This window comes from Rhizobacter sp. (genome assembly GCA_019635355.1).
GTDB lineage: Bacteria > Pseudomonadota > Gammaproteobacteria > Burkholderiales > Burkholderiaceae_C > Rhizobacter.
Genome location: JAHBZQ010000001.1, coordinates 2,310,664 through 2,323,616, shown reverse-complemented (window position 1 = coordinate 2,323,616; position 12,953 = coordinate 2,310,664). Strand labels below are relative to the sequence as shown.

The 12,953-nt window shown below is 69.6% G+C and carries 12 protein-coding genes; 5 read left to right on the top strand and 7 right to left on the bottom strand.

The window, feature by feature from the left end; translation table 11 throughout:
* Positions 1–13: 13 nt before the first annotated feature.
* The 4 genes from KF892_10335 to KF892_10320 are packed head-to-tail and all read right to left on the bottom strand — an operon-like array spanning position 14 to position 4,522.
* A complete protein-coding gene (locus KF892_10335) occupies positions 14–1,180 on the bottom strand; it encodes an ABC transporter substrate-binding protein (protein MBX3625399.1) in 1,167 nt (388 codons plus the stop codon).
* A 31-nt stretch (positions 1,181–1,211) separates the two neighbouring features.
* Positions 1,212–2,171 (bottom strand): tripartite tricarboxylate transporter substrate binding protein, encoded by a 960-nt coding sequence (locus KF892_10330; GenBank protein ID MBX3625398.1) that lies wholly within the window; start codon positions 2,169–2,171, stop codon positions 1,212–1,214.
* Positions 2,168–3,052: an NAD(P)-dependent oxidoreductase gene (locus tag KF892_10325; GenBank protein MBX3625397.1), complete on the bottom strand. Its 885-nt coding sequence runs from the start codon at positions 3,050–3,052 to the stop codon at positions 2,168–2,170. Before KF892_10325 ends, KF892_10330 begins: the two co-directional genes overlap by 4 nt.
* A 3-nt stretch (positions 3,053–3,055) precedes the next feature.
* Positions 3,056–4,522 carry an aldehyde dehydrogenase gene (locus KF892_10320; GenBank protein MBX3625396.1) on the bottom strand — a complete coding sequence of 489 codons (1,467 nt, stop codon included), beginning with the start codon at positions 4,520–4,522 and terminating at the stop codon, positions 3,056–3,058.
* A 142-nt stretch (positions 4,523–4,664) separates the two neighbouring features.
* Between KF892_10320 and KF892_10315 the strand changes: the two genes are divergently transcribed.
* Positions 4,665–5,369 (top strand): hypothetical protein, encoded by a 705-nt coding sequence (locus KF892_10315; protein MBX3625395.1) that lies wholly within the window; start codon positions 4,665–4,667, stop codon positions 5,367–5,369.
* A gap of 96 nt (positions 5,370–5,465) precedes the next feature.
* Positions 5,466–5,981, top strand: coding sequence for a hypothetical protein (locus KF892_10310; protein MBX3625394.1), 516 nt, complete (start codon positions 5,466–5,468; stop codon positions 5,979–5,981).
* Here the strand turns inward: KF892_10310 and KF892_10305 are convergent.
* Complete coding sequence (locus tag KF892_10305) at positions 5,956–6,723, bottom strand: helix-turn-helix domain-containing protein (protein ID MBX3625393.1); 768 nt, start codon at positions 6,721–6,723, stop codon at positions 5,956–5,958. The two genes, KF892_10310 and KF892_10305, sit on opposite strands and share 26 nt — an antisense overlap.
* Positions 6,724–6,845: 122 nt before the next feature.
* Between KF892_10305 and KF892_10300 the strand changes: the two genes are divergently transcribed.
* A complete protein-coding gene (locus KF892_10300) occupies positions 6,846–7,652 on the top strand; it encodes a hypothetical protein (GenBank protein ID MBX3625392.1) in 807 nt (268 codons plus the stop codon).
* Between the two features lie 16 nt (positions 7,653–7,668).
* On the opposite strand, the gene KF892_10295 is transcribed toward KF892_10300, so the two are convergent.
* Together KF892_10295 and KF892_10290 are read right to left on the bottom strand one after the other, a co-directional pair.
* Positions 7,669–9,456, bottom strand: a complete 1,788-nt coding sequence (locus KF892_10295) for a caspase family protein (GenBank protein MBX3625391.1) — start codon at positions 9,454–9,456, stop codon at positions 7,669–7,671.
* Positions 9,457–9,464: 8 nt separating this feature from the next.
* Complete coding sequence (locus tag KF892_10290) at positions 9,465–10,031, bottom strand: OmpA family protein (protein MBX3625390.1); 567 nt, start codon at positions 10,029–10,031, stop codon at positions 9,465–9,467.
* A gap of 241 nt (positions 10,032–10,272) precedes the next feature.
* Between KF892_10290 and KF892_10285 the strand changes: the two genes are divergently transcribed.
* Positions 10,273–11,751, top strand: coding sequence for an autotransporter outer membrane beta-barrel domain-containing protein (locus KF892_10285; GenBank protein ID MBX3625389.1), 1,479 nt, complete (start codon positions 10,273–10,275; stop codon positions 11,749–11,751).
* A 26-nt stretch (positions 11,752–11,777) separates the two neighbouring features.
* Complete coding sequence (locus tag KF892_10280) at positions 11,778–12,947, top strand: hypothetical protein (GenBank protein MBX3625388.1); 1,170 nt, start codon at positions 11,778–11,780, stop codon at positions 12,945–12,947.
* Positions 12,948–12,953: the final 6 nt, after the last annotated feature.

Sequence of the window (12,953 nt, the reverse complement as noted above, 5' to 3'; positions counted from 1 at the left end):
CAGCCCGAACGGATCATTTGCAGCCGCTCACCGTGCAGCGCGCGCGGATCACTTCCTGGCCGTCCTTCACCTCGGCCACGTAGAAGGGCGCGTCGAGTTGGTGGTCAACGCCATAGGCGGCCTTGCCCGTCCATGACGACTCGCCGAGCGCCCCCTTGTGGCCCTTGATCTTCTCCAGCTCGGCCACGACCTTGGCGGTGTCGGTCACGGTGCCGGCCTTGCGCATCGCTTCGAAGAGCAAATGCGTGCCGTCGTAGAAGGCGGGGCTGAAGCCGTTCATCCCGCGCTTGTACTTGGCCGCGTAGGCCTGGGCGTAAGCCGCGGTGCTGGGCAGCTTGGGGTCGATCGGCGTGTGCACGAGCAGGCCTTCGGCGGCCTGCTTGCCGGCCACGTTGACGATGTCCTGCGTGGCCGGGCCACCGGTGCGGATGATGGTGCCGGTGAAACCCAACTCGCGCGCCTGCTTGGTGATGAGGCCGGCGGTGCTGGGTGAGTTGCCGTCGAGTTCGATGGCGTCGACCTTGGCCGCGAGGATGCGCGTGATGAGCGGCACGAAATCGACACGGTCGCGCTCGAAGAACTCTTTCGCCGCGAGGTCGGCGCCGACCTTGCCGTAGGCGGCCGTCAGGTCCTTGGCGATCTGCTGGCCCGTCTCGTCGTTGGGGAAGAGGGCGCCCACGCGCTTCACGTTGCGGGTCTTCACCACCCATTCGATCTGTGGGCCCGCCACTTCGGCAGTGGTCACGTTGGGGCGGAAGGTGTAGGGCTTGTCGGTGCCGAGTGCCTTGGCGGTGAAGCCGAGCGTCATCACGATGACCTGGTTCTTCTCGGTGATGGGCTGGATGGCGAGCACCGGCGCCGAGCCCACCGGGCCGATGATGTACTTCACCTTGTCGTCGAAGACGAGGCGGTTCGCCACCGTCACGGCTTCGTTGGCCTGGTACTTGTCGTCGTAGGCGATGACCTGCACCTTGTACTTCTTGCCACCCACCTCGAGCCCGCCCTTGGCGTTGACGTCGTCGGCCGCGAGCTCGGCCGCGTGCTGCATGCCCGTGCCCCAGGCGGCGCCCGCTCCCGAGAGGGTGACGAGGGCGCCGATCTTGAGCGTCTCTTGTGCAAAGGGCGTGCTGCTGAACGCGAGCAGGGTGGCGGCGAGGGCCACGGGCTTGAGCAAGGTCATGTCTTGTCTCCGTCTGATGTGTTGCTGGGGACTACTCGATCGACGCGCCCGACAGGCGCACCACCTCGCGCCACTTGCGGCTCTCGGCCTGCATGAAGGCCTCGAACTCGGCGGGCTTGTTGTTGACCACCTCGCCGCCCAGGTCGACGAGGCGCTGGCGCATCGCGGGCTCGGCGACGAGCTTCACGATCTGCTCGCTGATCTGCGTGCGCAGCGCAGGCGGCAGCGTGGCCGGCGCGAGCACGCCGAACCAGGTGGCGGCCTCGAAGCCGGCGAGGCCCGCTTCGCCGAAGGTGCGCAGCTCGGGCACACGCTCCACGCGCTTGGCGTTGGCGAGCGCGATGGCGTGCAGCTTGCCGCTCGCCAGGTGCGGCAGCACGGACGTGAGCGTGACGAACATGGTGTCGACCTGGCCGGCGAGCAGGTCGGTGAGCGCGGGCGCGTCGCCCTTGTAGGGCACGTGCGTCATCGGGGCCTGCGTCTGCGCCTTGAACATCTCGCCCGCGAGGTGCTGGGCGGTGCCGTTGCCGGGCGAGGCGAAGGTGAGGCCGTTGGGGCGGCCCTTGGCGAGCGCGATCAGCTCGGGCAGCGTCTTGGCGGGCAGCGACGGGTTCGTCACCAGCACGATGGGCACTTTCACCAGCAGCGAGAGGGCGGCGAAGTCTTTCACAGGTTCGAAATCGATCTTCTTGTAGATGCTCGCGGCGATGGTGTGCGCCGAGGTCGTCATGTAGAGCGTGTGGCCGTCCCCGGGGGCACGCGCCACCTGCGCGGCGGCGAGCGTGGTGCCGGCGCCTGGCTTGTTGTCGACGATGACCTGCTGGCCCCAGGTGGTGCCCAGGCGCTCGGCAAGGGCGCGGGCCACCACGTCGGTGGCGCCGCCGGCGGGGTAGGGCACCACGAGCTTGACGGGTTTCGACGGGAAGCCTTGCGCGCGCAGCGCGAAGGGTGAGAGCAGCAAGGGGCTCGCGATGAACAGGCGGCGCTTCATGCCTTCCCTCCCAGCAGCCGGCTCACGACCGGGTGGTACTGGTCACCCAGGCCGGCGTCGATGGCGGCTTGGTACCACTGGTCGACGATGCGGGCGCTCTTCGCGTCGACGCCTGTTTCTTGCGCGAGCTTGAGCGCGTAGGCGAGGTCCTTGCGGGCGTAGCGCACCGAGAACGCCCGCTCGGGGAAGTCGCCCGGCAGCATGGCTTTCATGCCGTGGCTGCGCAGCGCAAAGCTGTCGGCGCTGCCCTTGCTCAGGGTCTCGAAGAGCAGCGTGGGGTCGACCCCGGCCCGCTCGCCGATGGCCTTGGCTTCGGCGAGTGCGACCACGGTCTCGAAGAGCACCATGTTGTTGAGGATCTTCACCACCTGGCCGCAGCCGACCGGGCCGCAGAGCGCGATGTCGGTCGCGAAGGTGGCGATTAGCGGCTTCACGCGCTCGAAGGTGGCCGCGTCGGCACCGACCATCACCGAGAGCGTGCCCGCTTCGGCGGCGGCGCGCGTGCGGGCGACGGGGGCGTCGATGAAGGTCACGCCCTTCTCGGCGAAGGCCTTGGCGAGCGCGCGTGTGGTGTCGACCGGCGAGGTGCTGAGGTCGATCACGGTCTGGCCAGCGCGGGCGTTGGCGAGCAGGCCGTCGGCTTGTTGTGCGAGCTGCTGTACCACTTCGCCGGAGGGCAGCGAGAGCAGCACGGTGTCGGCGCTCTTCATCACGGCGGCGATGGAGCCGGCGTTCTGCACGCCGTCGGCGGCGAGGCGCTGCAGCACGGCAGTGTCGAGGTCGTGTGCATGGACCGGGCGGCCGGTCTTGCGCGCGAGGTTGCGGCACATGGGCTCGCCCATCACGCCCAGGCCGATGAAACCGAGAGAGTGTGTGGTCATGGATCAGAGGCCGAGGTAGATGCCCTTGGCTTGTTGGTAGAGGCGCAGGCCGGTGAGGCCCTTCTCGCGGCCAAGGCCGCTGTCCTTGAATCCGCCGAAAGGCGTGGCGATGGAGAGTTGCTTGTAGGTGTTGATCCAGACGGTGCCGGCTTCGAGCGGGCGCGCGATGCGCAGGGCGCGCTTGTAGTCGGCCGTCCAGATGCCCGAGGCGAGGCCGTAGGCGCTGTCGTTGGCTTGCGCGACGAGGTCGTCTTCGTCGTCGAAGGGCAGGGCGCAGAGCACCGGGCCGAAGATTTCCTGCTGGGCGATGGGGGTGCGGTTGTCGATGCCGGCGATGACGGTGGGCAGGTAGAAGGCGCCGGCGGTCAGGTGCGCGTCGCGGGGTCGCTCGCCACCGGCCACGATCTCGGCACCGCTCGCACGCGCCGCGTCGACCATGCCTGCGATGCGATCGCGTTGCGCAAACGAGGCGATCGGGCCCATCTCGGCGCCGCTCGCGTCGGGCAGGTCGACGCGCAGGCGCCGGGCCTTGTCGGCGATCCTCTTCAGCACCTGATCGAACACGCTGCGCTGCACGAAGAGCCGCGAGCCCGCCACGCACGACTGGCCGCTGCCTTCGAAGATGCCGCCGGCCACGCTGTCGACGGCGGCGTCGAGGTCGGCGTCGGCGAAGACGATGTGCGGCGACTTCCCGCCGAGTTCGAGCGCGACGGGCATCAGCTTGCGCGCCGCCGCTTCGGCGATGCGCCGGCCGCTCGCCGTGCCGCCGGTGAACGACACCATCTTCACGCCCGGGTGCTCGACGAGTGCGGCGCCCACGGTGGCGCCGGTGCCCGGCAGCACGTTGAGCAGCCCGGGCGGCAGGCCCGCTTCGAGCGCGATGCGGCCGAGTTCGAGCGCGGTGGAAGGTGTGATCTCCGACGGCTTCAGGATGACTGCGTTGCCGGCCGCGAGCGCGGGCGCGACCTTCTGCGCCTCCATCGTCATCGGCGAATTCCACGGCGTGATGGCGGCGACCACGCCATACGGCTCGTGCACCGTCATCGAGAGGTAGTGGCCGCGCGAGGGCGTGAGCTCGGAGCCGAGCGTTTCGCACACCGCGGCGTAGTAGCGGAAGGTGGCGGCCGCGCTCTTGACCTGTGCCACGCACTCGGCCCAGACCTTGCCGTTCTCCAGCATCTGCAGGCGGGCGAAACGCTCGCTGTCGCGCAGCATCAGCTCGCCGATGCGGTGCAGAAGGGCGGCACGCTGCGGCGGCAGCATCTGGCGCCAGGCCTTGTGGCGCGCGGCCTCGGTGGCCGCAGCCACGGCGTCGTTCACCTCGTCGGCCCCGGCCGCGGCCACGCGGTGGTTGAGCCGGCCGGTGGCCGGGTTGATGGAATCGAGCGGCGGCACCGTGCCGCGGCCCGGCCGGAACTCGCCGCCGATCAGCAGCGGGCGTGGGGTGTCGTCTGGAGTGCCGAGAGGCATGCGGGTCTCGTGTGAAGAGGTGTTCTGTTAAACAGAATCAACGTTCTGTCTTTTGAGAAGTGTCGCGCTCACACGAGCCGCGCGTCAAGGCGTGGCAGGGGCGGTGTTATCCCTGAGCGTTGCGGGCGCACGCAGGGACGCCTTGCACAATCGCGCGGCCTGGAACGTCCCGGGAACACTGGAGGAGAGGAATTTGAAGAAGCTGTTGCTGGTACTCGCCGTCGCCCTGTTGTCAGGCTGCGCGGCTCAAGTGGCCAACCTCAAAGTCGAAGGCGTGGAGCGCTCGGAGCAGGTGCGTGTGCAGGACCTGCGCCCGCCGATCGAGAAGGAAAGCGAGATCTTCAGTCTCGTGATCACGAACGATGCCTACGCCACATATCGCCTTGCCGAAAGCACGACGGCGCCGACTGCGGTGCGCCTGTTGCAGCACCGTGCCTTCGAAACGCTGCAAAAGCCGGGTGCAGCTCCGCTCGACATCAAGGTGCACCACCTGGTCGTCTATCGCAACCTGCAGGCCGAGTTCCGTCGCAGTTCGCTCGGTGCCGCTTTTGGGGTGATCGGCGCAGTGGTCGCCGGCAACACGGTGGTCGAGCCCTCGGGCATCTCGCACTCGCCCGTGGACGCCAACGCGTTCAACGCGCTGGCCTCGACCGAGTTCAAGCGCGCGCTCTACACCGAGACCGAAAACCCGGGCAGGGGCAGCGTCCACATCGTGTACATCGAGACCGAGATCGGCGGCAAGCGCGTGTTCACGCGAACCGTGGGGCCACTCAGAATGCCGGAGGGGCAGAACTCGCTGGCCGTGGTAATCGAGTCGGCGATCAAGCACCAACTGGCGCAGTACTGAACGGAAAGCTGGCTCGTCAGACCTGACGATGCCGATCCTGGTCTGGGCTGCTAGCCTTGTGGCCGACGTGTCTTGCGTCAGCCACGAGGAGCCGGGATGGCATTGCTGCAGCCGACCAAGGATCTGTTGAGCTTTCTGCGGCAGAACCCTGCCATTCGCGCGAGGATCGCCGCCCCGCCCGACACCACGCTGCTCTATGCAGGCACCTTCTTTCGCCCCGTGTGGCAGGAGATCGAGCACCTGAGGCGAACCCATGGCGACGTGGCCGCGAAGCGGCTCTTGCCGCAGGTGCTGGAGACGATTGCCGCGCCGGGCCACGCCCATCTGCTGGCCTGGGCCAAGGCGCTTGACGGGCTCGACCCGTGGAAGGAAAACGGGTTCGTCGTCTGGCGCGCGCTGTCAGGCATTTTTGCGGCCAATGCAGTCGGCAAGGTGTCGTTCTACATCGGCTCGGGTGTGACGAAGGGCGAGAAGGTGTTTGCTGCGACCGAGCTTCCGGTGCTGGCCCGCAACCCGAACGTCGACCCGGTCACCCAGGACATCCTGGCCTACTACCAGCGATGCCTGGCGTCGGGCGAGTCGGCGCTCAATTTCGGCTATCTCGCCGCTTAGTGGCGCGCTCGGCCGGCCACACGCCGCCGAGGTTGCGCGTGGCCGTCTCGCAGGCTTCGAGCAGCGGCTTCACCATCTTCTTCACTGCCGATTCGGTGAAGCGGTCGAGTGGGCCCGAGAGCGACAGCGCGCCCAGCAGCGCGCCGCCGGGGCCGAACACCGGCCCGGCCACTGCGCCGCACAGCGGATCGCGCTCGCCGAACGAGTATTCGGCGAGCTCGCCGCTGAAGGCGTCGGCCTCACCCGTGCCGAATCGCAGCAGCACCTTGCCGGCCGCACCGCGCTTGAGCGGCAGCAGGTCGCCTGTGCGTACGCGGTCGAGCGTGGAATGGCGCGAGTCGATCCGCAGCAGGCACAGGCGGGTCTCGTCGTCCTGCCGCACGTGGAACGAGGGGCTTTCAGTGCCGCGCTCCACCAGCGCCTGCATCAGCGGCGCGAGCTGTTGTTCGACCCGGTTGTTGCGCTCGTAGGCGCGGCCAAGGCGAAACGCGAGTGGGCCCAGCACGTAGCGCTGGTCCTGCTGGCGCAGCACGAGGCCGCGCCGCTCCAGCGTGACCATCATGCGCAGCACCGCGCTCTTGTAGAGGCCGGTGGTCTCGGCGATGCCCGTGAGCGTGAGCGGCTGTTCGGCACGCTCGATCGCTTCGACGATGGCGAGCGCGCGTTCGACGGCGGCCACGCCTTCCATGTTGGCGGCGTAGCCCGGAGACAGTTTGGAGCTGGAAGCGGGGCGAGAAGGCATGGGGGCAATACGGGGTGCGCCGGGTGTGTGCGCGTGGAGCCGCAGTATGGCGCAGCGTGTGCGGGCGCACCCCCACCGATGGGGGAAACGGCGGCCTTCCCGGGGCGTGATGCAATACGCGGATGAACGAGGAAGTCCAGTCGCTGCGCAAACGTCTGCAAGACCTGCATGAGCAGCACATCACCGGGTTCGTGAACGACCCGCAGTACGCGGAAGCGCGCGCGCTGCTCGAGCGCAAGCTGGTCGATGCGGTGATGCGCAGCCCCGACCCCGACGAAGAGTGGCCCGAGACCGTGATGATGGGCGACATGCGGCCCGAGGCGGCGCTGCTGCCGCCGCTGCCCATGCCGGCTGCGCCGCAGAAGTCGGACGCGCTGCGCTGGATCGTCGGCGCGGGCGTGGCCGCGGTGGTGGCGGCCTTGCTCACCTACGGGTGGGCGGTGTCGTCGCGCAGCAGCGCAGTGCCGGCGCCGGTCACGTCGTCGCCTGACGCGGTGCCGGTGCTGCAGGGCACGGCGGGTGCAGCGGTCGTCGATGCAGCGGGGCCGGGCGCTTCGGTGCCAGCGGGCGCGTCCATCAGCGGCACGGTGGACCTGTCGCCGAGCCTGGCCCAACAGGCGCGGCCGACCGACACGGTCTTCATCTTCGCCCGCGCGGTGGAGGGGCCGCCGATGCCGCTGGCGGTGATCCGCAAACAGGTGAAAGACCTGCCGCTGCAGTTCACGCTCGACGACAGCATGGCGATGTGGCCCGACGCGAGGGTGTCGGCCTTTCCGCGCGTGGTGGTCACGGCGCGTGTGAGCAAGAGCGGCGAAGGCCAGCCGCGCCCGGGTGACCTGGAAGGCCACTCGCCACCCGTGGCGGCCGGGGCCACGGGCCTGCAGATCGCCATCTCAAGCGTGGTGGGTGCGGGCGTGGTGGGCCAGTAGCCCACCGCTCCCGAACTCAGATTGGGGCGAAGACGAAGTCGCCCGCCTCGTGGCCGGCGAAGCCGATGGGCGCGTACTGTGGCTGCTGCGGGATCTTGAGGCGGCGCGCCAGGTGCGCGAAACGCGCGGCCACCGCACCATGCAACTCCTGCGCGGCCATCGGCGAGCGCACCTGGCCCAGCACGTCGAGCAGGCTGCGCGCGAAGAGCGAGTGGTTGATGCTGCCGCCATCGACCACCGGCTCCATGCCGCCCGAGGTCATGGCCACGCGGGCGCGCTGCTGGCTGAGCTGGCGCAGCGGGCCCAGGCGCTGCTCGAGCGTCAAGGCCTGGTCGACGCTGGGCACGAGCGAGCGGGTGAGCGTGCCCGAGTAGCACGAGTCGGCGATCACCAGCACGTGGCGCGCGCTCATGGCCGAGAGCTGGTCGGTCACGTCGATCACCGACACCCATTGCGCGATGTCTTTCTCGTCGCCGTCGACGGGGATCCAGTAGCCGCGGGCGGTCACCGTGTCCATCTGGCCGTGGCCGGCGTAGTAGACGACCACCTGGTCTTGCGGGCCGACCTGCTGGCGCAGCTTGCCCAAGGCCGACAGCAGCTGCTGGCGCGTCACGTCCTGCAGCAGCGTCACCTCGAAACCGAAGCGCTGCTTGAGCACGGTGGCAACGGCGTTCGCATCGGCGCGCGGGGTGTCGAGCTTCGTCCAGTGCTTGTACTGCTGGTTGGCGATGACGAGCGCGTGGCGCTTGCCACCGGGCAGCGGGGCGAGCGGTTGCGCGTCGAGGGGCAGGGCGGCGGGCGACGCGACCGCAGGGGTTGCCACGGCGGATGCCGCACTCGCCACCAGCGGCGCCGAGCGTTGCACGAGCTTCAACTCGGCCTGCGCCTGCGCGCCCACTTCGTCTTCGGCCTGCACGAGCACGGTCGACGGGGTGTCGCCCACGGTGAGCGGAATGCTCAGCAGGCCTTGTGCATCGGGGGCGTGCGGCTGGCCGTTGACCCGCACGGACTTCACGCCGTTGGTGCTCGCCACGCGCACCACCACCTCCAGCGGGCCGGGGGCGCTTTCGAGCGTGATCGGCGCGCCGGCCATGCGCGGCAGCGGCACGGCGCCGAGCGGCGACACCACGTCGACCCGCAGGCGCTCCGCGCGCTGGATCGACAGGCCCGCCACCAGGCCGCCGGTGGCCTTCTGGACGAGGTCGCCGATGCGGCGGTAGGCGTCGAGCGAGCTGAGGCCTTGCGCTGCGGCCAGCATCGCGCCTTTCTCGAGGAAACCGGCCAGGCCGATCAGCGCGCGGGCCGAGCCTTGCGCGGCGGCCTTCTCGTACCACGACTGCGCTTCGGCGCGGTCACCGCGCTGGTCGAGCAGCTCGGCCATCGTGGTCTGCGCTGCGGGCGCGCCCTGGGTGGCGGCCGGCAGCAATGCGGTGAGCGTCGCGGCGCGGTCTGGCACTGCGGTCACAGCGGTGCCGCCACCCGCTGCTGCTGCGGTGCCCGCACCCGTCGTGCCACCGTTCGCAGCCTGTGTTTGCGGTTGCGACTGTGGCTCGGTGTATTCGCCGCCCGCCGCCTGGCACTGTGTGGGCGAGAGCCGCGTCGCACGGCGCGGCATCACGGTGGTGCTCAGGCCCAGCCGGCGCACCTGGCCGGGCAGCAGGCAGTGCACGAGGCCATCGGCCGGCTCGGCCTGCGGGGCCGGCTGGTCGGCGCCCTTCGCGTGCGAGCCCCACACCAGACCCAGGATCAGCGCGGCGCTCGCCAGCGCCAGTTGCCGCGGGCGCGGCGTGGACATCAAGCGCATGGCAAGCCTCAGCCGGCGCGGAACTGCACGCGGCGGTTGCTGCCGTTGAAGGGGTCGCTCTTGTCGAGCAGCTTGTGCGGGCCCTTGCCTTCCACACCGAGCTGGGTGACGGGCAGCTTCTTCACGTTGACCAGGTAGTTGCGCACGGCCGCAGCGCGGCGCAGCGACAGGCTCTCGTTGTAGTGAACGCTGCCCTTCGCATCGGTGTGGCCCTCGACCACCACCTTCACCGTGCCTTCGGTCAGGCGAATGCCTTCGGCGATCACGTCGAGCTGCTGGCGGGCCTTGGGGCTGAGCGTGGCCGAATCGAAATCGAAGGGCACGGGCACCGAGACGGCACTCGCTTCGACGGGGTTCTGCGTGGGCGTCTGCTCGAGCAGCGCAAACGGCGAGCGGCCGTTGATGGGGGCCTGGCCACGCAGCTTGGTGGCTTCGCTCGCGCCGCGGAAGAGGATGTCGGCCACTTCCTGTGGGGTGGGTTGATGGCCTTCTTCGTAGACCATCACCGTCTGGGCTTGCGCCAGCAGCGGCGCGGCGAGCAACGCCAGCGTGGCGGCGCCATTCTTGATGTTCATTCGTTTTCTCCCTGTGAACGCAACCGGCGATTTTTCCATGCGGTCTGCGTGCAACAGCCCCCACATCGGAGGGTGCATGGCACACCCAAATGCAACCAACGGAAACGGTGCCGGGCTCCATGCGGCATCCACCCGCAAAGGGGATGGGCGCGTGCAGGTGATGTCGGGATGATCGCGGCTTTTTTGCCCAGGCGGGCGGCATCGGAGAGGGGCCGCACGCGAGATCCCACAGAACTACACCATGAAGAAATCCAAGATCACATCGCTGTCATCACTGGCCGTGTTGCCGTGTCTCCTGTCTGTTGCCGCCGATGCTTCGGCGGCCATCGAGTGCTCACCGAATGCGCTGGTGTCCGGCGGCACCGTGGCACTCGTGGGCAACTGCATCGACACCGACACCAGCATGCCCATCACCTCGGGTGCCGAGGTGTGGCACATCGGCCCGCCGGGGAGTTCGTCGCCGCTCGGCACGCGCAATGTGGCCGGTGGCGCGCTCACCGTGCCGGCCTTGCCGGGTGAGCACACCTACTACATCTCGGCCATCGACATGGGCTACGGCGGCATGGTGAGTGTGGCAGGCGAGGGCGGTTATCCGACCACCGTCGTCACCCTGCCGTGCCCCGGCGAAGTGCTGCCCGCGGCGGCGGCACGCGCCCGCGCCACCCGCGTGCGCCGGCACGACCACGACTGCGCCGCTCCCACCACCAACGCGGCCGAGCTGGCCACGCCCTTGATGGCCGTGCAAGGCCAGCGCATCAAGAGCAACCTCGACCATGCGCAGTCGCGCATGCGCACGCTGCGCGCCAACCGCAACGTGCCGGCCTTCGATGTGCAAGGTGTGCCCTTGCCGGTGAAGAAGACCGACGACCCGGCCGCTGCCGCGCGCGAGACGCGGCGCCTGGGCGTGTACCTGCTCGGCCTCGGTGACTACCTGCGCCAGAACCGCAGCGACACGCAGTCCGAGTTCAAGCTGCGCAGCACGGCGCTGTCGGTCGGTGCCGACTACCGCCTGAGCGACGAGTGGGTGGTCGGGGCCAACGCCGGTGGGTCGAACGCGCGCATCGATTTCGCCGAGACGCTCAGCGAGCAGAAGAGCAAGGGCGGTCAGGTCACCGCCTACACCAACTGGAGCATCACGCCCTCGGCCTACGTGAGCGCGACCGTGAGCTATGAAGCCACGCGTTACGCCCTGCAGCGCGACGACGGCCTCGGCGGCGTGGCCGAGGCCCGGCCGGGCGGGCGTGGTCTGGGCCTGAGCCTTTCCGCCGGGCGCGACATGAACTTCGGCGCCTGGAGCGTGGGCCCCTACGTGCGCATCGACAGCGTCACTTCGCGCGTCGAGGCTTTCGAGGAAAGCGGCAGCACCGAGGCCATCAGCGTGAGTCGCCAAACGGTGCGCTCCACCAGCTACAACCTCGGCGCGCAAGTGCAGGCGAGCGTGCCCGTGTCGTGGGGCCTGGTGCTGCCGTATGTGCGCCTCGAAGCCACGCACCGCACGCAACGCACGCGAGACGCGGCCAGCGCGAGCCTCGTCAACGGCAACACCACGGTGCTCATCCCGAACACGGCCGACACCAGCGCGGGCTACGGCAACGTGGCACTCGGCCTGTCGAGCGTGCACCAGGGTGGCATGAGCTGGTACGTGGACTACGAGACCGGCGTGGCGCAGAAGGGCTACCGCAGCCAGCGCCTCGGGCTCGGCTTGCGCTTCGAACTCTGATCGGCGGGCCCGTGGCCAAGGTGTTGATGGCATGGGAGCTGGGGGCGCACCTCGGTCACCTGACGCGCCTGCGGCCGGTGGCCACGGCGCTCCAGGCCCGCGGGCACACGCTGAGCTTCGCGCTGCGCGACGTGATGGGCGGCCGGGCGATGCTGGCTCCCGAACTCGGACGCCTCTACCAGGCGCCGATCGCGATCAATACCGTGCCCCAGCCCGCCTGGACGATGGCCGATGTGCTGCTGGCCTGTGGTTACGGCCATGCGCCGGGGCTGGCCGGGCTGGTGGCGGCGTGGCAGTCGCTGATCGAGGCGAGCGGCGCGAGCGTCGTGATCGCGGACCACGCGCCCACCGCGCTGCTGGCGGCCCGCACGCTGCGCGTGCCGGCGGTGCACATCGGGCACGGCTTCTCGGTGCCGCCGCGGCTCTCGCCGCTGCCGGTGTTTCGCGACTGGGCGCCCCCGCCTGAGCACCACGCGGGCGAGGCCGACGCGCATGTGCTGGGCAACGTCAACACCGTGCTGCGCGAGGCCGGCGCTGCGCCGCTCGACCGTTTGTGCGATCTCTTCTACCCCGAGCGCACGCTGCTGTGCACCTGGCCCGAACTCGACCACTACGGCGGCCTTGGCCGCAATGCTTCCGACTACCTCGGCCCGGACTGCGAATACCCACCCGGCGCCGAGCCACAGTGGCCGAGCGGCGGCGGCCCACATGTGCTGGCCTACCTGCGCCGCTCGCACCCTGGGCATGCCGAAGTGCTCAAGGCACTGGCGGTGTCGGGCCTGCCCACGCTGTGCTACCTGCCGGGTGACGGCCCCGAGCCCGTTCACGCGCCCACGCTGCACGTCCGCCGCCAGCCGATCGACCTGCAGCGTGCCTTGCCGCGCTGCTCGCTGCTGATCTGCCACGCAGGCCAGGCCTCCGTGGCCCAGGCCTTGAGGCTCGGCATTCCGGTGCTGATGCTGCCCGAGCACGCCGAGCAACACCTGCTCGCGCGCCAGGTCGAGCGCAGCGGCGCGGGGGTCAACGCCGCGATGCAGCCGCAGCCGGTGGCCTATGCGCCGCTCATCGCGGCCATGCTGCGCACCGACGGCCCGCACGCCGCAGCGGCACGCGCCGTGGCCCGGCGTCACGCAGCGTTCGACCCGGCGATGGTGACCGCCCGCGTGGTGGAAGCCGCGGAGTCTGCGCTCACCTGAATGACG